Here is a 21,965-nt window from a genome sequence, read left to right as displayed (position 1 = left end):
GCGACCATGAGGTCATGACTACCCCGCCTTTGCAGGCAGTTCAGCTGCCCTCGTACTCACGCGCCGAGCAGGTCGAGATCCTCGGCGACGGCGACGACCCGTTCGGCGTCGCGCACACCGGTCTGGCGTGGCTGCCCAAGGAGGTCCACTTCGGGATCAGGCTCGACGGCAGCCTGGTGGCGCACGCCGGTCTGCTGCGGCTGCCCGTGACGGTCGGCGACGTCGACACGGAGCTGGTCGGCGTGGGCGGGGTGGCGGTCGCCCCGGACGTACGGGGGCGGGGTCTGGCCCGGCAGGTCCTCGCGGCGGCGCTCGACCACGCGCGTTCCATGGGTCCACGGCACGCACTGCTGTTCTGCCGGCCGCCGCTGGTTTCGCTCTACGGGCGGCTCGGGTGGCGTCTGCTCGACGAGGAAGTCCTGGTCCAGCAGCACGCGGGCGTGGTGGTGATGCCGCTGCGCACGATGTGGGCGCCGCTCCACGAGGACGCCCCGTGGCCGGGCGGGAAGCTCCGCCTGCGCTCCTTCCCCATGTGAACGCCCAACACCTTTTTTGATCCCCTCCCCACCCCTTCCCGAAAGCTTGCGGCGCTGCGTTTCGACTGCTGCGCCGTCGTGGCTGGTCGCGCAGTTCCCCGCGCCCCTTAAAACCAGCCCCTCCGGCGTTTGAGGAGCGGGGGTCCGGGGGCTGGCCCCCGTGCCGACGGCAGTCTTTCGGGAAGGGGCGGGGAGGGGATCCAAAACTCACGACAACCGGTCTCGCAGCTCCCGCTTCAGAATCTTGCCGCTCGCGTTTCGAGGCAGCTCCTCCACGAACACCACCCGCTTCGGCGCCTTGAACGCGGCAAGCGACTCCTGCGCGTGAGCGACGAGTTCGGACTCGTCGACCTCCCCGCGCCGCACCACCACCGCCGTGACCGCCTCGATCCACCGCTCGTGCGGCAGCCCCACCACCGCGACCTCGGCGACCTGCGGGTGCGTGTAGAGCGCGTCCTCGACCTGGCGTGAGGCGACGAGGACTCCGCCCGAGTTGATGACGTCCTTGACCCGGTCCACGACCGTGAAGAAGCCCTCCTCGTCCCGCACCGCCAGGTCGCCGGAGTGGAACCAGCCGTCGCGGAACGCCTCGGCCGTCTCCTCGGGCTTGTCCCAGTAGCCCTCGCACAACTGCGGTGAGCGGTACACCACTTCACCGGCCGTGCCGTCCGGCACCGGCTTGCCCGCCTCGTCCACGACCCGTGCCTCGACGAAGAGGACGGGCCGCCCGCAGGAGTCCATCCGGCCCTCGTGCTCGTCGGGCCCGAGGACCGTGGCGAGCGGGCCGATCTCGCTCTGCCCGAAGCAGTTGTAGAACGCGAGCCCCGGCAGCCGCCCGCGCAGCCGTTCAAGCACCGGTACGGGCATGATCGACGCCCCGTAGTACGCCTTGCGGAGCGCGCCCAGGTCGCGGTCGGCGAACTCGGGGTGGTTGGAGAGCGCGATCCACACCGTGGGCGGGGCGAACAGGCTGTCCGCGCGGCCCGCTTCGACCAGGTCGAAGATCTGCTGCGGCTGCGGGGCGTCGATGATCGTGTTCTCCGCGCCGACCGCGAGATACGGCAGCAGGAACACGTGCATCTGCGCCGAGTGGTAGAGGGGAAGGGAGTGCACGGGCCGGTCGGCCTCGCTCAGGTCGAGGCTGTGGATCGCGGAGACGTACTCGTGCACGAGGGCGCGGTGCGTCATCATCGCGCCCTTGGGGTCGGCCGTCGTGCCGGAGGTGTAGAGGAGCTGCACCAGGTCCTCGGCGTCCGGCTGCGGACCGTCGTACGGCGGGGCCGCGGGCAGCAGCGACAACAGCGCGCCCTCGGCGTCGCGCAGCGCCAATGTCCGTACACCGTCCGGGAGTTGACCCATCAGGTCGGGGTCGGCGAGGACGAGCGCGCTGCCGGACTGGCGGACGATGTACGCGAGGTCGCCGCCGGTGAGGTTGTGGTTGACCGGCACGTGCACGAGGCCGGCCCGCGCGCAGCCGAGGAAGCCGATGAGGTACGCGTCGGAGTTGTGCCCGTACGCGCCGACCCGGTCGCCGGGGCGCAGGCCCTGGTCGAGCAGCACTCGGGCGGCCCGGGAGACCGTGTCGTCGAGTTCGGCGTAGGTCCAGGCGCGGTCGGCGTAGCTCAGCGCCGTCCGGTCGGGGGTGCGGCGGGCGCTGCGGCGGAGCATCCCGTCGACCGTGTTGCCGCGCGCGCCGCCGCCCTGCGCAGCGCCATCGCCTCGTACGTCCGTCTTGGCCTGATCCTCCGTCATGGCGTGATCCTCGGCCTCGGCACGGCGGGCGGTCAAGACATCGGCGCGCACCGCGCGAGCCGCCACCGCGATCCCCCTGGCACCACTGATGCGCCAACCCCCTCACTTGTGACGCCATCAGTGTGCCACTATGGCGTCACCGGTGGCCGACTGATCGGCCGGCCCACCGTCCCGTCGTACGGAGGACCTCCATGACGCACGAGTCCGCGACGCACGAGTCCGCGACTCATGCAGACGCGGCACCCGAGTCCACCCCCGCATCCGCCCCCGCCGAAGTGACCGCGTTCCCCACGGCCCGCCACACCGGCTGCCCCTTCGACCCGCCGGCCGAACTCTCCGCCCTGCGCGAGGAGTTGCCGCTGCGCCGGATGCGGTATCCGGACGGGCACCGCGGCTGGCTCGCGACCGGCCACGGAGCGGTCCGCGCGATCATGGCCGACCCCCGGTTCAGCGCCCGGTACGAGCTGCTGCACGTGCCGATGCCGGGCTTGGAGGGCGTCGAGATCCCGCCCGCCGCCCCCGGCGACTTCACCGGCATGGACGCCCCTGACCACACCCGCTACCGCCGCCTGCTACGACCCTCTTCGACCAGCGGGCGAGCACCGAGGACAAGGGTGCGGCCCACGGCGCGATCGAGTCGTACGTCAAGGAGCTCGTCGCCGCCGAACGGGCCGAGCCGACCGACGACCTGCTCAGCGACCTGACGGAGACCGACCTCAGCGACGACGAACTGGCAGGCGTGGGCGGCCTGTTGCTCGCCGCGGGGCTCGACACCACCGCCAACATGATCGCCCTCGGCACGTTCGCGCTCCTGCGCAACCTCGACCAGCTCTCCGCCCTGCGCGCCGAACCCGAGCTCGCGGACCAGGCCGTGGAGGAGCTGCTCCGCTACCTCACGGTCGCCGACCCCGCCGTGCGCACCGCCCTGGAGGACGTCGAGGTGGAGGGGCAGCTGATCCGGGCGGGCGACACGGTCACGCTCTCCTTCCAGGCCGCCAACCGCGACCCGGCGAGGTTCCCCGAGCCCGACCGGCTCGACCTGCGCCGCCGGGCCGTCGGACATGTGGCGTTCGGACACGGCGCCCACCAGTGCCTCGGGCAGCAACTGGCCCGGGTGGAGATGCGGATCGCCCTGCCCGCCCTGCTGCGGCGCTTCCCCACGCTGCGGCTCGCCGTCGACCCGTCCGAGGTGCCGCTGCGCGAGCAGAACAACATCTACGGCGTACGGGCCCTGCCGGTCACCTGGGACGAGAACTGAACGGGGCGCGTACGTACGCGCGTACGCGAAGACACGTACGCGAAGAGGAGGGAGCACGACCGCCGTCACGGTGAGGAACTGGCCGCCGGGGCCGCGCCCTCAGGAACTGTCCGCCGGGGCCACACCCTCACGGGCTGATCGCCAGGAACACGAACGACGCGAACAGCGTCAGGTGCAGGCCGCCCTGGAGGAGCGTCGCCCGGCCCGTGATCACCGTGAGGACGCTGACCACCACGGTCAGGGCGAGCATCACCATGTGGGTGGCGCCCAGGCCGAGCAGCAGCCGTCCGTCCATCCAGATGGAGGCGACGGCGATGGCGGGAATGGTGAGGCCGATGCTCGCGATCGCGGAGCCGTGCGCGAGGTTGAGGCTGATCTGGGTGCGGTCGCGGCGGGCGGAGTGGTACGCGGCGAGGGTCTCGGGGAGCAGCACCATCAGGGCGATGACGACGCCGACGAACGCCTGCGGCAGGCCCGCCGCCGCGACTCCGTCCTCGATGACCGGCGAGATGGTCTTGGTGTCGCCGACCACCGCGACGAGGGCGACGAGCAGCAGCCCGAGGCTGAGGAAGGTCTCCCTGGTGCTCGGCGGGTGGGCGTGGTCGTCCTCGTCGAGGACCTCGCCGTCGCGGGTGACGGGCAGGAAGAACTCGCGGTGCCGGACGGTCTGCATGGCTACGAAGAGCCCGTACACGGCGAGCGAGACCACTGCGGCGAAGGCGAGTTGGGCGCCGGTGAACTCCGGCCCCGGCTTGCTGGTGGTGAACGTCGGCAGGACCAGGCTGAGCGTGGCGAGCGTCGCCACGGTGGCGACGGCGGCGACGGTGCCCTCGGTGCTGAAGGGCGCGACGCCGCCGCGCCACGCGCCGACGAGCAGGGCGAGACCGACGATGCCGTTGCAGGTGATCATCACGGCCGCGAACACGGTGTCCCGGGCGAGCGAGGCACTCTTGTCCCCGCCGTCGGCCATCAGCGTGACGATCAGGGCCACCTCGATGACGGTCACCGCGACGGCGAGCACCAGGGAGCCGAAGGGTTCGCCGACCTTGTGCGCGACCACCTCCGCGTGGTGCACGGCGCAGAGCACCGCGCCCGCGAGGAGGACCGCGACGAGCGCCACCAGCCACCCCGGCAGGTCGCGCCCCCAGGTCAGGCCCAGGACGACGAGGGCGAGCAGCGGCACCACGACGGTGCCCGCCTTGGTGAGAGGGCCGGGTTGGGAAGCCATGCGCACACGCTCTCAGGCGGCTGTCGGTTCCGCCGCCCGAACTGCGCCGACCCGCCGGGCTCGTGGCGACTGCCGTGCAGGCCGGTGCGGTGCGGGGGGTGCCGGGCCGTACGGGACCGGTGCGGGGCCGCTGCTCAGAGTGCGCGCTCGCGGCCCTCCCAGTACGGTTCGCGCAGCCGCCGCTTGTAGAGCTTGCCGTTGGGGTCGCGGGGCATCGCGGCGATGAAGTCCACGGACTTCGGCCGCTTGTACCCGGCGAGGCGCTGCTCGCAGTGGGCGAGGACGTCGGCGGCGAGCGCCTCCCCCGCGGTGTGGCCCTCGGCGGCCTCGACGACGGCCTTGACCTCCTCGCCCCAGTCGTCGTGCGGGATGCCGAACGCGGCGGCGTCGGCGACGGCGGGGTGTCCGAGGAGCACCGACTCGATCTCCGCGGGGTAGATGTTGACGCCCCCGGAGATGATCATGTCGATCTTGCGGTCGCGCAGGAAGAGATAGCCGTCCTCGTCGAGCACCCCGAGGTCGCCCACGGTGAAGAAGTCGCCGATACGGTTCTTCCGGGTCTTGCCCTCGTCCTTGTGGTACGCGAAGCCGCCGGTGCTCATCTTCATGTAGACGGTGCCGAGTTCACCGGGCGGCAGCCGGTTCCCGTCGTCGTCGAAGACCGCCAGCTCGCTGATCGGCCAGGCCTTGCCGACGGTCCCGGGCTTCTTCAGCCAGTCCTCCGCCGTGGCGAACGCGCCGCCGCCCTCGCTGGCCGCGTAGTACTCCTCGACGCAGTTCCCCCACCACTCGATCATGGCCCGCTTCACATGGTCGGGGCAGGGCGCGGCGCCGTGGATGGCGTGCCGCATCGACGACACGTCGTACCGGTCCCTGGTCTCCTGCGGCAGGGCGAGGAGGCGGTGGAACTGTGTGGGGACCATATGTGTGTGCGTGCAGCCGTGCCGGTCGATGAGGCGCAGCATCTCCTCCGGCGTCCACTTGTCCATCAGGACGAGCGGGTGCCCGATGTGCAGGGACGCGCCCGCGAACTGCAGTACGGCCGTGTGGTAGAGCGGCGAGCAGACGAGGTGGACGTTGCCGTCGAAGGGCTTGACGCCGAAGATGCCGAGGAACCCGCCGAGGTACGACTCCTCGGGGAGCTTCCCGGACAGCGGCCGTCGGATGCCCCGGGGCCGGCCCGTGGTGCCCGAGGTGTAGTTCATGACCCAGCCGAGGGTCCGGTCGTCGGGCGCGGACTCGGGCCGCCCGTCGAGGAGTTGGCCGTACGGGCGGAATCCTTCGACCGCGCCGACCGCGTACCGGTGGCTGTCCGGGAGCTGCGCCTCGTCGGCGGCGGCGCGGGCGGCGTCGGCGAAACGCTCGTGCGCGATGAGCACCTTGGCGCCGGAGTCGGAGACGATCCAGGCGATCTCGGGGCCGACGAGGTGGTGGTTGACCGGGACGAGGTAGAAGCCGGCCTGGGCGGCGGCGAGGTAGGCGGTGAAGAACTCCACTCCGTTGGGGAGCACCACGGCGAAGGCGTCGCCCTTTTCGAGGCCGGCCTCGCGGAGGGCGTGCACGAGTTGGTTGGCCTTGGCGTGCAGGCGGGCGGCGGACCAGGCTTCCCCGTCGGGGGCGTGCAGGACGATGCGGTCGGGGTCGGCGGTTGCCTGCGCCCAGAAGCCGTTGGGGTTGTCGGGCATGTGCGGCATCCCTTCTGCGGGGTTCTGTGTCTGGCCGGGTGCGGGTCTCGTCGTGGCTGAGAAGGCGCGGCGCAGCCGCATGCCTTCAGGGGCGCGGGGAACTGCGCGAGCAACCCCCACCGGCCCGCACCCCGCGACGAAACCCCGTGGGGCAGCCGCTCATCGGCCGGCAATCCGATTCACACGGTCAATCGCCCGCTCGAACCCCCGAGTCAACTCGTCGAAGACAACCCGAACGCTCCGCTCCGCGTTCATCCGCCCCACGATCTGCCCCACGGGCGTCCCCAACAACGCCTCCACCTCGTACTTCTGGATTCGGGACACCGCCTCCGCGACCAGCAGGCCCTGCAGGGGCATCGGCAACGGGCCAGGACCGGCCGGGTCGTCCCACGCGTCGGTCCACTCCGTGCGGAGCTGGCGCGCGGGCTTGCCGGTGAGGGCGCGGGAGCGGACCGTGTCGGACGAGGTGGCGGCGAGGAGTTTCTCGGTGAGCTTGCGGGAGTGCAGCTCGGCCTCTGTGGTGGTGAGCCATATGGAGCCGGTCCACACACCCTGAGCGCCCAACGCCAGTGCGGCGGCGATCTGTTCGCCGCTGCCGATGCCGCCCGCGGCGAGGACGGGCAGCGGGGCGACTGCTTCGACGGCGTCCGGCGTGAGCACCATGGAGGCGATCTCGCCGGTGTGGCCGCCCGCCTCGTAGCCCTGCGCGACGACGATGTCGATTCCCGCGTCGGCGTGCTTGCGGGCGTGCCGGGCGCTGCCCGCGAGGGCGGCCACGAGGACGTCATGGACGTGGGCGCGCTCGATGACGTCGGCGGGCGGTGAGCCGAGGGCGTTGGCGAGGAGTTTGATCGGGTAGTCGAAGGCGACGTCGAGCTGGCTGCGGGCGACCTGTTCCATCCAGCCGGTGATGCGCCAGCCGGAGGCCTCGCCCTCGGCGAGTTCGGGGACGCCGTGCTTGGCGAGGGTGGCCTGCACGAACTCCCGGTGCTCGGCCGGGATCATCGCCTCGACGTCGGCCTCGGTCAGTGTTTGATCCCCTTTGGCGTCGACCTTCTTGGCGGGCATCACCACGTCCAGGCCGTAGGGCTTGCCGTCGGTGTGCTCGTGCACCCAGTCGAGGTCGCGTTTGAGGTCGTCGGGGGCGGTGTAGCGGACTGCTCCGAGCACGCCGAAACCACCGGCCCTGCTGATGGCGGCGGCCACGGCGGGGAACGGCGTGAAGCCGAAGATGGCGTGCTCGACTCCGAGTTTCTTGCTCAGCTCCGTCTGCATGCGCGCAGGATGCCGCAGCGCGTCGGCCGACGGAAGAGATTTTCTGATGCAGTGTCAGATTCTTTGCGGGGCAGGCGCCTTGGCCTCGCAGGGTTGACACCGCCCAGGCGCGGCAAGAAAGTTTCATCTGCCGAGTACGTGGCCGAAAGAATCTTTCACGCGGGGAGGGCCGGGAGATGGACGGCGGCGGTACAGAGGTCGACAGAGCCGACGGGGTGAGCGGTTCGGAAGTAGCCGATGACAGGGGACTCTCTCGGCGGCGATTCGGCGCCGGGTTGCTCGCTCTGGGCGGAGCCGTCGCCCTCGTCCCCTTCCCGGCAGGACCGGCCGCCGCGGCCACCGGGGGCACCGCGGTCACCAGAGCCACCGGGTCCGCTGCCGCCGAGGACCGCCCCACGCTCCGCCACGGCTCCGCGGAGCGCGCCGGGCTGCTCCCCGGCCAGCTGCGCCAACTCGTCGCCGACGCCGAGAAGTTCCTCGGCCCCTCCCCCAAGCATCCCTGGTACGCGGGCGCCGTACTGCTTGCAGGCCGCGGCGGCACGGTGGCTCTGCACCAGCCGATCGGCATGGCGGTGCGCTACTCCGCGTACGACGACGAGACCGACACCGGCGTGGAGTTCCTCCCGAGCAGCAGATCCCGGCGACCGCCGACACCGTGTACGACCTGGCGTCCGTCTCCAAGCTGTTCACGTCCATCCTGGCCGTGCAGCAGATCGAACGGGGCGCACTCGGCCTGGAGGACCGGGTCGCCCAGCACCTCCCCGAGTTCGGCTCCGCCGGCAAACAGGACGTGACCGTACGTCAACTCCTCACGCACACCTCGGGGTTCAGGGCGTGGATCCCGCTCTACAAGGAGCCGACGTACGAGGGAAAGCTCCGCCTGATCTGGGACGAGGAGTTGGCCGCACCGCCCGGCACCAAGTACCTCTACTCGGACCTCAACCTCATCTCGCTCCAACTGGTCCTGGAGAAGCTCACCGGACGGCGGCTCGACGTGCTGCTCCGCGACGAGATCACCGGGCCGCTCGGGATGCGCCGCACCCGCTACAACCCGCCCGCGTCCTGGCGCCCGCGGATCGCCGCCACCGAGGACGCCCGGCTGCCCTGGTCGGGGCTCGAACGCGGCCTGGTGTGGGGCGAGGTGCACGACGAGAACGCGTTCAGCCTCGGCGGGGTCGCCGGGCACGCGGGGGTGTTCTCCTGCGCGTGGGACCTCGCCGTCCTCGGCCGTACGCTGCTCAACGGCGGCTCGTACGGCGAGGCGCGGATCCTCGCGCCCGAGTCGGTGGAGCTGATGTTCACCGACTTCAACACGGACTTCCCCGGCGACGAGCACGGACTCGGCTTCGAGCTCTACCAGCACTGGTACATGGGCGCGATGGCCACGCCGCGCACCGCGGGCCACACCGGGTTCACCGGCACGTGCCTGGTCCTCGACCCGACGACCGACTCGTTCCTCGTGCTGCTCGGCAACTCGGTGCATCCGGTGCGGAGTTGGCGGTCCGGGTCCGCGCCCCGGGTGGCGGCGGCGAACCGGCTCGCCCGCGCCGTTCCGGTACGCCCGGCGCGGGGCCGCGCCGCCTGGTACTCCGGGATGGCGGGCTCCACCACGGCCACGCTCACGCTGCCCGACCTCAGGCTCACCTCGGACCGGGCCCTGCTGCGCTGCTCCCTGTGGTGGGACACCGAGCCCGGCTCGGACCTGCTGCACCTGGAGGCGTCCGACGACGACGGGACGAGCTGGCGCCCGGTCCCGTTCACGACCCGACGCACCGGCCGGCCGCCCGAACACCACACGTCCGGTTCCGTCTCCGGCTACTCGGGCCGCACCTGGCACGACCTCACCGCGGAGCTCGCGGGCGCGGGCGGGATGCTGCGGTTGCGATGGCGCTACGTCACGGACCAGTTGTACGTGGGGCGGGGGGTGTACGTGGACGGGCTCCGCGTGGAGGACGGGGAACGGGTCGCCTTCGACGAGTCCCGTCCGGGGGATGCGGGCGAGCTCAAGCCCGCGGGCTGGGCCCAGTCCCCAAACTGACCCCAAGGGACTCTTCCCCCACCCCGCCCCTTCCCGAAAGACTGCCGTCGGCATCGGAGGCTCCGCCCCCGAACCCCCGCGCCCCGGGGCTGCCGCCCCTGGACCTGCTTCGGGGCTGCCGCCTCTGGACCCCACCACGGGGCTCCGCCCCGGACCCCATTTCGGGGGCCAGCCCCCGGAACCCCCGCTCCTCAAACGCCGGAGGGGCTGAATTTGCCCCCCCACCCCTCAAATCCCTCAGGGGCTGGATTTTGCGAGCTGCGGCGAGATTCAGCCCCGGCAGGGGCTGATCTTTTAGGGGCGCGGGGCTGTGACATATGCGGCTCCGCCGCGTGGGCGCGAGCAACCACAACGGTGCCGCAGACAAACGACGACCGGGAACGGGGCGAAGCCCCGGTTCATTCAGGGGCGCGGGGAACTGCGCGACCAGCCACGACGGCGCAGCAGCCGAACAGCATCCGGGTCCGGGGCGGAGCCGGACACGCAGGGGCCCGGGGGCTGAGCCCCCGGGCCGGGATGCCGCAGGTTATTCGGGAAGGGGCGGGGTGGGGAAGAAAAAACCCGCCCGCTCAGTACTGCTGCGGAGGCTGCTGCCCGTACGGCGCCTGCTGGCCGTACGGGGCCTGCTGACCGTACGGCTGCTGCTGGTACGGAGCCTGCGGGGCCGGAGCCGGAGGCTGCTGCTGGTAGGGGGCCTGCGGAGCCGGCTGCTGAGGCTGCTGCTCGTACGGCGCCTGCGGCTGCTGCTGCCCATAGGCCGGGGCCTGCGGCTGCTGCTGGCCGTAAGCCGGGGGCTGCTGCTGCGGGGCGTACTGCTGCGGCGCCTGCTGCTGGTACGGAGGCTGACCCCCCTGCTGCGGGGCGTACTGCTGGTGCTGCGCCGGCCCCGCGTGGGCCGCGAGCGAGCTGCCCGCAGGGACGTAGTGCACCCGACCCGTGGGGTCAGGCACCTGCACATACCCGGCCGCCTGAAGCTTCGCCTCGTGCTCCGTGTGCTTCTTGCGGTGGTAGAACACCATGCCCACAGCCAGCAGGATCGCGAACACCCAGAACGGGATCCAGAAGACCGCCGCGTCCGCACCGTCGCGCATCAGGCGGAGCAGCACCACGACGGTGATCGGGATGATCGCCAGGACGCGGCGCTTCTCGTTGTGCCGGCCGGACAGGTCGAACTGGACCTGCGTCTTGAGGAGTTCCGGCGCCTGCGCGGGCAGCGGCGGCACCGGACCGCCGGAGGCCGCCTGCGGGAACTGCGCCCACATCTGCTGGGCGCGCTGCTGCGCCTGCGGCTGCGCGTCGGGGACCAGCAGGAGCTGCGTACCCTTGTTGACATAGCGGGCGTCGGCGTACTGGTAGCCGAACTGCTCACCGAGGTGCGCAAGTCGGGACAGTTTGTTCACGGTCGCCCACATGCTGGTGACCTCGACGGGCGCTCCCTGCGCCATCAGGCTCACCATTTTGCGGACCTGGCCACTGCTCACGGTTCTCCCTCCCCGGCGGGCAGACCTTGCACGTTCCGCCGTCGGGCCAGCCTCCCACACCTGAGCGGCCGGTTCCGCCCCCGGTCACCGGCCGAGAACCACCATCGCGGCGTTGTGTCCCGGAATGCCGCTGACGCCCCCTCCGCGCACCGCCCCCGCTCCACACAACAGGACATTCGCGTACACAGTCTCCACACCCCAACGCCCGGCGCCCTCCTGCGCGTACGGGAAGGACAGCTCGCGGTGGAAAATGTTGCCGCCGGGCAGCCTGAGGTCCCGTTCCAGGTCGAGCGGGGTCTTCGCCTCGATGCAGGGGTGCCCGTGCGCGTCCGGGGCGAGGTAAGCGGCGGCGACGAGTCCGTTGTGTCCGCCCCCGACGATCACCTCGTCGTGGACGGCGTACGCGGGGGTCGGCATGGGCTCTTCGTAACACGGGGGCGGAATGTCAGCCCGTCCGACGGCGCGCCCCCGCTACGACCCCCGCCGTGCCGCGATCCGCGAGTACAGCTCCGCCGCCTCCGCCGCGCGCCCCAGCTGCTCCAGGCACTGGGCCTCGTCGTGGCGGGCGGCGAGGGCTTCGGGGTGGCCTGCGCCGAGGGCGCGTTCGCGGGAGTCGGCGATGGTGCGGTACGCGGCGAGGGACTCCTCCCAGCGGCCGAGCCAGCCGCAGCCGACGGCGACCTCGCGGCGGCTGACCTGGGTGTCGGGGTGGTCGGCGCCGAGGGCGCGCTCCCGCGCGGCGCACACGTCGCTCGCCTCCTCCAGGGCCTCCTGCCAGCGGCCGAGGCGGCCCAGGTTGACGCCGATGCCGTGCCGGGCGCGCAGCGTCTCCGGGTGGTCGGCGCCGTGCACGCGGGCGCGGTCGGCGGCCAGGTCGCGGTAGAGGGCGAGGGCGTCGGCGCTGCGGCCCAGGCGGCCGAGGCTGATGCCCACCTCGTAGCGGGCGGCGAAGGTGTCCGGGTGGTCGGGGCCGAGGGCCTGCCCGCGCGCCTCGGCCACCTCGTGGTACGTCTGCAGGGCCTCGGGCCAACGCCCCAACTGGCCGAGCGCGTACGCCACTTCGTACCGCGTGACGAGGGTGTCGGGGTGTTGCGGGCCGAGGACGCGGGCGCGGGCCTCGGCGACCTCGGCGGCCGTCCGGTGCGCCTCCTCCATGCGACCGATGCGGCTGAGGTTGTAGGCGAGGTTGTGGCGGCAGCGCAGGGTGTCGGGGTGGTCGGGGCCGAGGTCCGGGGAGCGCTCGCGGCCTGCGAGCACGGCCGTGTAGACCTCGTGCGCCTCGAAGTGGCGGCCCAACTGGCCGAGTACGTAGGCGATCTCCTGGCGGGCGCCGAGCGTGTCGGGGTGATCGGCGCCGAGGGCGCGCTCACGGCCGCGTACGACGTGTTCGTACTCGCTCAGGGCGTCGGCGGGGCGGCCGGTGCGGCTGAGGGTGACGGCGACTTCGTACCGGCTGGCAAGGGTGTCGGGGTGGTCGGCGCCGAGGGCCTGTTCGCGTTCGGCGGCGACGCCGCGGTGCACCTCGACGGCCTCCTCCCACTTGCCGAGGCGGCTCAGGCTGAGGCCTGCGGTGTGCCGGGTGGCGAGGACGGAGAGCAACTCCGGTGGCGCGGTGGAGCGTTCGGGTCGGCGGGGCTGGCCCGCGTCGGGGGTGCGGCGGCCGTCGATGCGGGAGATCCACTCGCCGGTGAGGCCGGCGGCGGCGTCGAGCGGGACGGCGCGCAGGTCGACGGCGCCGGTGGCCTTCGGCCCGGTGGTCATGCCGCGGGTCCAGTCGGGCAGTTCGGCAGGCTTCGTGGGCTGTGCGGGGACGCGGGCGGCGGGGGCCGGGTGGGCGAGGGTGCCGCCGCGGGCGGCGGTGATGCGGTGGGCGAGTTCGCGGGCGTCGCCCGGCCGGTCGTCGGGCGACTTGGCGAGCAGGTCGAGGACGATCTGCTCCAGGAACTCGGGGAGTTCGGGCCGTTTCGAGCGGGGCGGCTCGGGGGTGGTGTCGCGGTGGCCGAGGAGCACCGCCCAGGCGTCGCCGTGGTCGAAGGGCGGGGCGCCGGTGGCGATCTCGTACAGGACGCAGCCGAGGGAGTAGAGGTCGCTGCGGTAGTCGATCGGCTCGCCGCCGATCTGCTCGGGCGACATGTAGTGCGGGGTGCCCATGGCGATGTTGGTGCCGGTGAGCTTCGCGGTGAAGCCGACGTCGTGGCCGAGGCGGGCGATGCCGAAGTCGCAGATCTTCACCGTGCCGTCGGTGAGCCGCATGATGTTGGCGGGCTTCAGGTCGCGGTGGATGATGCTCTGGTCGTGGGTGTAGGCGAGGGCGTGCGCGATCTGTTCGGTGACCTCGACGATGTCGGGCACGGAGAGCGGGCCCTGTCCGCCGTCGTCCATCAACTGGCTGAGGTTGCGGCCTTCGAGGAGCTCCATCACGAGATAGAGCACGCCGTCGTCCTCGCCGAAGTCGTGCACGACGGTGATGCCGCGGTGCTGCAGGGACGCGGCGACGCGGGCCTCGCGCTTGAAGCGTTCGCGCAGGACGTTGCCGATGCCCGGGTCGCCCTGCTGCGGGCCGAGCGGCTTGAGGCACTTCACGGCGACCTGGCGGTCGAGCGACTCGTCGCGCGCCCGCCACACCTCGCCCATGCCGCCGCGCCCGATCAGGTCGAGCAGCCGGTACCGGCCCTGGATCAGCCTGGTTTCCGCCATCTCGTGGTGTCGCCCCCGTCGCCTCGCATCGCCCTCCCCGGCCCGTCCAGTATGGCTGCCTGCCCGCGCAGTTTGAACGGTGCGGGCCGGCTGCCGGGGCCGAGCCGTTCCATCGCCCGCAGAATGTGCTTGGGCGGCAGCTGCCAGCGCAGATGTGCGGGGATGCAGCGCAGGATGTTACCGGCGGCGCGCAGCCGAAGATCCACCACCCCCGGCGGTGGCGCGCTCCTGCCGTACAACTCGTGGGCGTACGGGGGCAGTGCGGCGTACGCCAGGTTCGCCACGCGCCGCCAGCCCAGCTCGCGCGCGGGGGCGAGGAGCGGGGGCGTGGGCGGGTGCCGCAGGAACTCGTCCACCTCACGCGCCTCCGCGGTGACGGTGAGCTCGGGTCGTACGCGCGCGAAGTAGGCCCGCATCGCGGCCCGGTCGGCGGGTACGTCGGCGGGGTCGAGGCCGATGAGGCGGGCGCTCTCGCGCTGTTCGTCGATGTAGCGGTCGGCGTGCGCGGGCGTGAGCGGGAACCCGGAGCGGCGCAGCACCTCGACGTAGCTGGCGACCTCGGCGCAGTGCACCCAGAGCAGGAGTTCCGGCTCGTCGACGTGGTAGACCTCGCCGGTGTCGGGGTCGGTGGCCTTGAGGCGGCGGTGGATGCGGCGGACGCGGGCGGCGGCCTCTTCGGCGTCCTGCGCGGTGCCGTAGCTGATGGCGCCGACGAAGTCCGCGGTGCGAAGGAGCCGGCCCCAGGGGTCGCGGCGGAAGTCGGAGTTCTGCAGGACGCCGCGGACTACGCGCGGGTGCAGGGCCTGCAGGTACAGCGCGCGGATGCCGGCGATCCACATCATCGGGTCGCCGTGCATCTGCCAGGTCACGGTGCCGGGCCCGAAGTACCCGGGGTCCCCACCGGCGTCCACGCTCACGTCCCGCACGCCGACACCTCCCTGCTCGTTACCCAGGGTAGGACGGGCTGGGCGGCGGGTGGGAGGGGCCGAGGTCAGCCGCCGTACGGGTGCGGGTCGAGGTGGCTGAGGCGGTAGGGGAACGCGTCGGGCATCTTGCGCCAGCCCTGGCCCTGGAACTGCACGGAGCACCAGGAGCCGTCGGAGAAGCCGATCTCGTGGCAGCCGCCGACGACGTCGCTGCGGTCCCGGATCCAGCCGATGTGCCGGACGTCCATGGACCAGCCTGCCTCGACGCGGCGGGGCGTGCCGCGGAAGGACCCGGCGTGCGAGACGTGCACGAGCTGGAGGCGGCGGTCGGTGACCTGCATGACGGTGTCCGCGCCGTTCTTGGTGCGCGGGTGCAGGCCGCGGACCAGCTGCCCGGCGAGGCTGTCCCAGCCGCCGTGGAAGGGCTTGCCCGGACGCTGCTTCTCGCCCGAGCCCCCGTCGAAGAGCGCCTCGAACAGCGCTGTGAACGGGTTCCAGTTCATGGTGGTGAGCACCAGGAACACGTACCCCGGGGCCGCGCACCAGCTGTAGAGCGTGCGCCGTTCGCCGTGCAGGGCGCGGGGGCGGCGGAACCTTCCCGGCTTCGGCGCCCGCATCGCCACCCCGGCGGCGTGCGCGCCGCGCAACGTCTCCCCCGCCGGCGCGAGTGCGCGCGCCTGCTCGACTGCGTCCCGCGTCCGCTCGGTCGTCCTGCCCATGTGGAGTCCTCCCCCGCTGCGTGCTGTTGCGGGGGCGATTCCATCACGTACGACCGTGCAAGATCGATTCCGGTGCCGGGCAAGGGGGGTTGGGGCCGGGTCGTGTCCGTAGAGTCCTGCCGTTGGCCCGGAGGGCGGGCCCTGCGGTGTCCGGGGCGCCTCGGGGGGACGCCCTCTGGCCGTCAGGCTTCCAGTACGACGACGGCCTCGTCGGTGTACGCGAGGAACGTCAGGGTTTCGTGGAAGTAGAGCTCGATCTGGTGGGCGTCGTGGGCGGTGTAGCCGATGGCGACGTCCTGGCCGAGGCGGAGTTCGAAGTCGCCGCCGCGGGTGGAGAGCACGAAGCCGCCGCTGAGGGCGGGGGCCCAGATCGGGGAGCCGTCGAGCATGCGGGCGAGGTGGGCGGCGATGGGGTAGCCGTGGTCGGAGGTCTCGCTGACGGCTCTGTACTCCTCGGCGCCGAGAAGGAGTTGGTAGGGGCCGTCGACCCCGGCGAGGCGGAGTTCGGTGAGGGCGCGGCTGACGGCGTCGGGGTAGTCGCGGGCCTCGGCCGGGAGGCTGACCACCGGGTTGGAGGAGCAGGCGCGCAGGCCGTCGATCTGGGCGGCGGTGTAGCCGTCGAAGATCGTGCGGTCCTCGACGTAGGCCATGGTGCGGGCGGCGTCCTTGACGGGCTGCCAGTCGGAGTCCTGGGCGCCGCGGTCCACGTCGTCGACGGCGGAGCGGTCGACGGTGAACGGGACGCGGAGTTCGACGAGCGGTCTGCACTCGCGGAGCCGGGCGGTGACGCCGGGGGCGGGCGGGGTCATCTCGATGAGGTGGCCGGTGCCGAGGGCGGAGAGCCGCGGGCCGCCCGCGTCGGGGACGTCGACGACGCGGCGGCCCGCGACGTGGCGGCGGAAGGTGCGGCGGGCCTCTTCCTCGATCTCGGCCCAGGCGGCCGGGGTGATCGGGGCGAGTTCGCGGTGCAGGTTGGTGACGACGGGGGGCGTCATGGCGTTCCTTTCAGGCTGCCGATGCCGAGGGAGCCGCCGGCGACGGGAACGGGCGCGGGTTCTGGCGCGGGTGCTGGTGCGGTCTCGGGCGCGGGCGCGCGTTCGGGCTCCGCCTCGACGGACTTGGGCTCAGGCGCGGCGGGCTCGGGGACCCCGGCCGGTACGGGGTGTTCGGCCGGCGCGGCAGCCTCGTTCGCGGTCCCGGGCGGCGGCGGGGCGGGGAAGTCCTCCAGGAGTTCGGCGCTCGGCACGAAGAAGAGGCCGCCGGTGACGGCCGTGGAGAAGTCGAGGATGCGGTCCGTGGTGCCGGGCGGATCGCCGAGGAACATGTTGCGCAGCATCCGCTCGGTCACGTCGGGCGTGCGCGCGTAGCCGATGAAGTACGTGCCGAACTCGCCGCGGCCGAGCTCCCCGAACGGCATATTCTCGCGGACGATCTTCCGCTCCGTGCCGTCCTCGTCGGTGATCGTGTTGAGGGCGACGTGCGAGTTCGCGGGTTTGACGTCGTCGGGCATCTCGACGTCGTCCGTCTTGCTGCGGCCGATGACGCGTTCCTGCTCGGCGACGCCGATCGCGTTCCATGCGGCCATGTCGTGCACGTACTTCTGCACGATGACGTAACTGCCGCCCCTGAAGGGCGGATCCTCGTCGCCGATGTACACCGCGTCCCGCGCGGCGCCGCCCGTCGGGTTCTCGCTGCCGTCGACGAAGCCGAGGAGGTCGCGGGCGTCGAAGTAGCCGAAGCCGTGCACCTCGTCGACGACGGTGACGGCGTCGCCGAGCGCGTCGAGGATCAGCCGGGCCAGCTCGAAGCACAGGTCGAGGCGGCGGGCGCGCAGGTGGAAGAGCAGGTCGCCGGGGGTGGCGGGGGCGGTGTGCCGGGGGCCCCGCAGGGCTTCGAAGGGGTGCAGTTCGCGGGGGCGGGGCCCGGCGGCGAGGCGGTCCCAGGCCTGCGAGCCGATGCCCGCGACGCAGGCGAGCCGGTCCTCGGCCGCGCGGAACGAGACGGAGCGGACGAGTCCGGCCAGGTCCTGGAGCGTCTCGCGCACCGTGTCCTCGCCGCCGGGGTTCACGGTGGCGACCAGGAACACCGCGGCCTTGGCGGGCGGGGTGATGACGGGTTGCGCTGCGACCATGGGACTCCCGTCGGACAATGAGCACAAAGCGGACTGATCGGTCAGCGTCAGCCTAGGCGGGGGCGTCCGAGGGTGCAGCCCCGCGCACCGTCGCGGGCAGTTCCCCGCGCCGCGCGTACGACCGCCCCGGAGCACCTCGTACGACCGGGTCCGCTCATCGCCGTACGACCGCGCCCCGAAAGGGTTGAGCAGCTTGAGCATCGACGAGGAACGGCAGGAAGTCCGCGAGCCCGAGGTGGGCCCGGCCCCCGACGGCGAACCGGAGTTCAGCCCCTATCACCACCCGGCGGCGGGCTGGGGTGCGGCGAAGAGCGTGACGTCGTTCCTCATGCGGGAGCGGGCGTACGTGGACGGGCCGCGGGCGATCATGAAGATGAACCACGAGCGGTCCGGCTTCGACTGTCCGGGCTGTGCGTGGCCGGACGACACCAAGGGCCTGCACCTGGACATCTGCGAGAACGGCATCAAGCACGTCACGTGGGAGATGACCCCGAAGCGGGTGGGCCGTGAGTTCTTCGCCGCGCACTCCGTGTCGGAGCTGTTCGAGTGGAGCGACTACGACCTCGAAGACCAAGGGCGGCTGACCGAGCCGATGGTGTACGAGGCGGAGTCCGACCACTACGCGCCGATCAGCTGGAAGGACGCGTTCGAGCTGGTCGGCAGCGCCCTGCGCGGGCTCGACGACCCGAACCAGGCCGCGTACTACACCTCGGGACGGCTCGGCAACGAGGCGACGTTCCTGTACCAGTTGATGGCGCGCGAGCTCGGCACCAACAACCTGCCGGACTGCTCCAACATGTGCCACGAGGCGAGCGGTCGTGCCCTGCAGGCCTCGCTCGGCACGGGCAAGGGCACGGTCGACCTGAAGGACTGGGAGACGGCCGACGCGCTGTTCATCTTCGGTGTCAACGCGGCGTCCAACGCGCCCCGCATGCTGACCGCGCTCGCCGAGGCGTACCACCGGGGCGCGCAGATCGTGCACGTCAACCCGCTGGTGGAGGCGGCCGCGACGCGCACGATCGTGCCGCACGACTTCCTCGACATGGCGCGGTTCAAGACGACGAAGACCAGCACCCTCAACCTGCAGGTGCGCATCGGCGGCGACATGGCGCTGATCCGCGGCATGGCCAAGGCGATCATCGAACAGTCGGCCACCGATCCGAAGGCCCTGGACCGGGAGTTCATCGACCGGTACACCACGGGCTTCGACGCGTACCGGGCGCTCTGCGAGGCCACGTCCTGGGACGAGTTGGAGGAGCAGTCGGGCCTCGCCCGCGCCGACATCCTGAAGGCGGCACGGGTGTACGAGGAGGCCGACCGCTCCATCGTCAGCTGGTGCCTGGGCCTGACCCAGCACGAACACGGCGTCGACACGGTGCGCGAGATCGTCAACCTCCTTCTGCTGCGCGGAAATCTGGGCCGTGAGGGCGCGGGCCCCTCCCCCGTACGCGGGCACAGCAACGTGCAGGGCAACCGCACCTGCGGCATCGACCACCGGCCCACGGAGGCGTTCCTCGACCGGCTCGCCGAGGTCTGCGGGATCGACCCGCCCCGCGCGCACGGCCTCGACACGGTCGGCACGATCGAGGCGATGCGGCGCGGCGACGTGAAGGTGTTCGTCGGCATGGGCGGCAACTTCGCGCTGGCCGCGCCGGACACGCCCGTCACGTACGAGGCGTTGCGCAACTGCGAGTTGACCGTGCAGGTCAGCACGAAGCTGAATCGCAGTCATGTGGTGCACGGCAAGCGGGCGTTGATCCTGCCGTGCCTCGGCCGTACCGAGAAGGACCACCAGCGCAAGGGCGTGCAGAGCACCTCCGTCGAGGACTCGATGAGCATGGTGCACCTGTCGCTCGGCATGAAGCGGCCCGCCTCCGACCAGCTGCTCTCGGAGCCGGCGATCGTCGCGGGCATGGCGCGCGCGGCGCTGCCGGACAGCCCAACGCCGTGGGGGTGGTACGTCGAGGACTACGACCGCATCCGCGACACCATGGCCCAAGTCCTCGACGGCTTCGAGGACTTCAACCGTCGGGTACGGCTGCCGCTCGGCTTCCGCATCAAGCAGCCCGCCCGTGAGCTGGTCTTCCTCACCCCGTCTGGGCGGGCCGAGTTCTCCGCCGCGCCGCTGCCGAACGTCGTCCCCGAGCCGGGCACGCTCGCGCTCGGCACGATGCGCTCGCACGACCAGTGGAACACCACGATCTACTCGGACAACGACCGCTACCGAGGCATCAAGAACCTGCGCACCCTGGTGTTCATGAACCGGGCCGACATGCGGGAGCGCGGCATCGACGACATGGCCCCCGTCGACATCACGAGCACGGCGCGGGACGGCAGCACGAGGTCGGTCGAGGGATATCTGGCGGTGCCGTACGACATTCCTCGGGGGTGTGCGGCGGGGTATATGCCGGAGATGAATGTGCTGTGCGCGTTGGGGGATTTCAGTACGCAGAGTGATCAGCCGATCATGAAGCATGTTCGGGTGGTTATTCGTGCGGGTGGGGGGCGTTGAGGGTCGGCATCTCGTCTGCCGGGTTCCGTTTTGCTGCCGGGTGCGGGTTTCGTCGTGGTTGCTCGCGCAGTTCCCCGCGCCCCTGAGATGGGCACTTCGTGCGCCATCTCCCGAGAAGGCGCGGCGCAGCCGCATGCCTTCAGGGGCGCGGGGAACTGCGCGACCAGCCCCCACCGGCCCGCAGCTTGATAAGTCGCGCCGATCAACCCATCGGAATTTCCGCTTTGACCCGTCCCCGGAATGCCCCGGAGAATTCTGGAATCCAGAGACAGGGAATTCCGCAGGGAAAGGCGCGACGAGAACATGGCCCCGCACAAGGAGCGAGCAAGAAACCGCTGGCTCCCCGCAGGGGCCGCCGTAGCTGTCGCCGGGTGGGGGGCCAACCAGTTCACGCCGCTCTCCGTCGTGTACCGGACGCAGGAGCACTGGCCCGCCGTGCCGGTCGCCGCCATGTTCACCACGTATCTGCTCGGCCTGCTGCCCGGTCTGCTGCTCGGCACACCCGCCGCGGACCGGCTCGGCCGGCGGCGCGCCGTACGGCCCGCGCTCATGCTGAGCGCCGCCGCCAGCACGCTGCTCGCGGCGGCCGCCGTGGATCCGAGCGCGGTGTACGTCAGCCGCTTCGCGACCGGGCTCGCGGCGGGCGTGCTCCTGACCGCGGGCACGACCTGGCTGCGGGAGCTCTCCGTCGGAACGGGCACCCCCAACTCCGGGACAGGCAGGGCCACTTGGGCGACCGGTGGCGGCTTCGCGGCCGGGGCGCTCACGGCCGGGGCGGTCGCCGAGTGGCTGCCGTCGCCGATGGTGCTGCCCGCCCTCACGCACGCCCTGCTCGCCGTCGCCGCCCTCCTCGCTACGCGTCGTACCCCCGAGACCGTGCCGCCGTTCGCGGGCCGCCGCCCCGAGCCGCTCGCCGCTCCGCTGTGGCGCGGCGCGCTCCGCCACCCCCGGTTCGTACGGGTGGTGCTCCCGGCAAGCCCTGCGGTGTTCACGGCGGCGACCGTGGCGTACGTCGTACTGCCGCCGCTCGTGGCCGACCGGGTGCCCGGCTACGCCCCGCTGTTCAGCGGGCTCGTCACGGCGCTGACCCTGGGCACGGGCATCGCCGTACAGCCCCTCGCCCACCGGCTCGACCACGCCCACAGCGCGCGGGCCACGCTCGCCGCGATGCTCGCCGTGATCGGCGGTCTGCTGGTCAGCGCCCTCGCGGTGGACGGGAAGTCGGCGGCGCTCGTCCTGGCCGCGGCGGTGCTGCTCGGCGCCGGGTACGGGCTGACGCTCGCGTCCGGGCTCCGGGAGATCGAGCGGCTCGCCCCGTCGCGGGACCGCACCTCGGCCGCCTCGCTCCACCAGGGCGTCGCGCACAGCGGTTTCCTCACGCCGCTGCTGCTCGCGATCACGGCGGGCTCCGCGTCGTACCCGGCCCTGCTGGCGGGCCTGGCGGCCGTAGGGCTGCTCTGCCTCCTCTTCACGGCCCGCCACAGCAGAAGCCACCTGCCCGCCTAGGGGCGCGGGGAACTGCGCGACCAGCCACGACGGCGCAGCAGACGAAATACAGGCGCCGCAGGCTTTGGGGAAGGGGCGGGTAGGGGAACAAGCCCTGACCGCAACCACACACAACCCGCAGGAGGCACAGGCACAAAACACCGGCCTACAGCAAACCTGCGGCACCGCTTAAGAAAACCTCGATGGACCAGCCGCGCCGCGTACGGAAGAGTCGGGCGCGG

At 72.0% G+C, this 21,965-nt stretch carries 15 protein-coding genes and 2 pseudogenes; 6 read left to right on the top strand and 11 right to left on the bottom strand.

The features are described from left to right. Positions 1-14 precede the first annotated feature (14 nt). On the top strand, positions 15-536 hold the full coding sequence (locus QIS96_RS07610; RefSeq protein ID WP_282541640.1) for a GNAT family N-acetyltransferase: 522 nt from the start codon (positions 15-17) through the stop codon (positions 534-536). A 207-nt stretch (positions 537-743) separates the two neighbouring features. Here QIS96_RS07610 and QIS96_RS07605 read toward each other — a convergent pair whose 3' ends face one another. Next, on the bottom strand, positions 744-2,288 hold the full coding sequence (locus tag QIS96_RS07605) for an acyl-CoA synthetase (protein WP_282541639.1): 1,545 nt from the start codon (positions 2,286-2,288) through the stop codon (positions 744-746). 191 nt (positions 2,289-2,479) lie between these two features. Between QIS96_RS07605 and QIS96_RS37975 the strand changes: the two genes are divergently transcribed. After that, positions 2,480-2,992 carry a hypothetical protein gene (locus QIS96_RS37975; RefSeq protein WP_456316821.1) on the top strand — a complete coding sequence of 171 codons (513 nt, stop codon included), beginning with the start codon at positions 2,480-2,482 and terminating at the stop codon, positions 2,990-2,992. Between the two features lie 35 nt (positions 2,993-3,027). Beyond that, positions 3,028-3,546, top strand: coding sequence for a cytochrome P450 (locus QIS96_RS37970; RefSeq protein ID WP_456316820.1), 519 nt, complete (start codon positions 3,028-3,030; stop codon positions 3,544-3,546). Between the two features lie 127 nt (positions 3,547-3,673). On the opposite strand, the gene QIS96_RS07595 is transcribed toward QIS96_RS37970, so the two are convergent. The 3 genes from QIS96_RS07595 to QIS96_RS07585 form a co-directional block, all read right to left on the bottom strand. Further along, a complete protein-coding gene (locus tag QIS96_RS07595; RefSeq protein ID WP_282541638.1) occupies positions 3,674-4,774 on the bottom strand; it encodes a calcium:proton antiporter in 1,101 nt (366 codons plus the stop codon). Positions 4,775-4,908: 134 nt separating this feature from the next. Then, on the bottom strand, positions 4,909-6,459 hold the full coding sequence (locus QIS96_RS07590) for an acyl-CoA synthetase (RefSeq protein ID WP_282541637.1): 1,551 nt from the start codon (positions 6,457-6,459) through the stop codon (positions 4,909-4,911). 159 nt (positions 6,460-6,618) lie between these two features. Then, positions 6,619-7,734 carry an NAD(P)H-dependent flavin oxidoreductase gene (locus QIS96_RS07585; RefSeq protein ID WP_282541636.1) on the bottom strand — a complete coding sequence of 372 codons (1,116 nt, stop codon included), beginning with the start codon at positions 7,732-7,734 and terminating at the stop codon, positions 6,619-6,621. A gap of 176 nt (positions 7,735-7,910) precedes the next feature. On the opposite strand from QIS96_RS07585, the pseudogene QIS96_RS07580 reads away from it, so the two are divergent. Next, a pseudogene (locus QIS96_RS07580) lies at positions 7,911-9,772 on the top strand (serine hydrolase). Between the two features lie 569 nt (positions 9,773-10,341). Here QIS96_RS07580 and QIS96_RS07575 read toward each other — a convergent pair. The 7 genes and pseudogenes from QIS96_RS07575 to QIS96_RS07545 all read right to left on the bottom strand — a co-directional run bounded on the left by QIS96_RS07575 (position 10,342) and on the right by QIS96_RS07545 (position 17,726). Beyond that, positions 10,342-11,253 carry a hypothetical protein gene (locus QIS96_RS07575; protein WP_282541635.1) on the bottom strand — a complete coding sequence of 304 codons (912 nt, stop codon included), beginning with the start codon at positions 11,251-11,253 and terminating at the stop codon, positions 10,342-10,344. Between the two features lie 84 nt (positions 11,254-11,337). After that, positions 11,338-11,592: pseudogene (locus tag QIS96_RS07570) on the bottom strand (FAD-dependent oxidoreductase); the annotation flags it as partial. Between the two features lie 132 nt (positions 11,593-11,724). Then, a complete protein-coding gene (locus tag QIS96_RS07565) occupies positions 11,725-13,950 on the bottom strand; it encodes a serine/threonine-protein kinase (RefSeq protein ID WP_282541634.1) in 2,226 nt (741 codons plus the stop codon). After that, positions 13,932-14,807, bottom strand: coding sequence for an oxygenase MpaB family protein (locus QIS96_RS07560; RefSeq protein ID WP_282541811.1), 876 nt, complete (start codon positions 14,805-14,807; stop codon positions 13,932-13,934). The genes QIS96_RS07565 and QIS96_RS07560 overlap by 19 nt, the downstream gene beginning before the upstream one ends. Positions 14,808-14,941: 134 nt before the next feature. Continuing rightward, positions 14,942-15,595 (bottom strand): hypothetical protein, encoded by a 654-nt coding sequence (locus QIS96_RS07555; RefSeq protein WP_282541633.1) that lies wholly within the window; start codon positions 15,593-15,595, stop codon positions 14,942-14,944. 182 nt (positions 15,596-15,777) lie between these two features. After that, positions 15,778-16,590 carry a family 1 encapsulin nanocompartment shell protein gene (locus QIS96_RS07550; RefSeq protein ID WP_282541632.1) on the bottom strand — a complete coding sequence of 271 codons (813 nt, stop codon included), beginning with the start codon at positions 16,588-16,590 and terminating at the stop codon, positions 15,778-15,780. Then, entirely contained in the window at positions 16,587-17,726 is a 1,140-nt protein-coding gene (locus tag QIS96_RS07545; protein ID WP_282541631.1) for a Dyp-type peroxidase, read from the bottom strand. Before QIS96_RS07545 ends, QIS96_RS07550 begins: the two co-directional genes overlap by 4 nt. A gap of 193 nt (positions 17,727-17,919) precedes the next feature. On the opposite strand from QIS96_RS07545, the gene QIS96_RS07540 reads away from it, so the two are divergent. Next, positions 17,920-20,238, top strand: coding sequence for an FdhF/YdeP family oxidoreductase (locus QIS96_RS07540; RefSeq protein WP_282541630.1), 2,319 nt, complete (start codon positions 17,920-17,922; stop codon positions 20,236-20,238). A 303-nt stretch (positions 20,239-20,541) separates the two neighbouring features. Then, positions 20,542-21,744, top strand: a complete 1,203-nt coding sequence (locus QIS96_RS07535) for an MFS transporter (RefSeq protein ID WP_282541629.1) — start codon at positions 20,542-20,544, stop codon at positions 21,742-21,744. Positions 21,745-21,965: the final 221 nt, after the last annotated feature.

This window comes from Streptomyces cavernicola (assembly GCF_029968035.1).
GTDB lineage: Bacteria > Actinomycetota > Actinomycetes > Streptomycetales > Streptomycetaceae > Streptomyces > Streptomyces cavernicola.
This window is presented reverse-complemented; position numbering and strand designations above follow the sequence as displayed.

Bases quoted from the DNA above. Each gene is read 5' to 3' on its own strand.
- QIS96_RS07545 (WP_282541631.1), bottom strand. From the start codon at position 17,726: ATGGTCGCAGCGCAACCCGTCATCACCCCGCCCGCCAAGGCCGCGGTG.
- QIS96_RS07565 (WP_282541634.1), bottom strand. From the start codon at position 13,950: ATGGCGGAAACCAGGCTGATCCAGGGCCGGTACCGGCTGCTCGACCTG.
- QIS96_RS07560 (WP_282541811.1), bottom strand. From the start codon at position 14,807: ATGCACGGCGACCCGATGATGTGGATCGCCGGCATCCGCGCGCTGTAC.
- QIS96_RS07585 (WP_282541636.1), bottom strand. From the start codon at position 7,734: ATGCAGACGGAGCTGAGCAAGAAACTCGGAGTCGAGCACGCCATCTTC.
- QIS96_RS37975 (WP_456316821.1), top strand. From the start codon at position 2,480: ATGACGCACGAGTCCGCGACGCACGAGTCCGCGACTCATGCAGACGCG.
- QIS96_RS07605 (WP_282541639.1), bottom strand. From the start codon at position 2,288: ATGACGGAGGATCAGGCCAAGACGGACGTACGAGGCGATGGCGCTGCG.
- QIS96_RS07550 (WP_282541632.1), bottom strand. From the start codon at position 16,590: ATGACGCCCCCCGTCGTCACCAACCTGCACCGCGAACTCGCCCCGATC.
- QIS96_RS07535 (WP_282541629.1), top strand. From the start codon at position 20,542: ATGGCCCCGCACAAGGAGCGAGCAAGAAACCGCTGGCTCCCCGCAGGG.
- QIS96_RS07590 (WP_282541637.1), bottom strand. From the start codon at position 6,459: ATGCCCGACAACCCCAACGGCTTCTGGGCGCAGGCAACCGCCGACCCC.
- QIS96_RS07555 (WP_282541633.1), bottom strand. From the start codon at position 15,595: ATGGGCAGGACGACCGAGCGGACGCGGGACGCAGTCGAGCAGGCGCGC.
- QIS96_RS07595 (WP_282541638.1), bottom strand. From the start codon at position 4,774: ATGGCTTCCCAACCCGGCCCTCTCACCAAGGCGGGCACCGTCGTGGTG.
- QIS96_RS07610 (WP_282541640.1), top strand. From the start codon at position 15: ATGACTACCCCGCCTTTGCAGGCAGTTCAGCTGCCCTCGTACTCACGC.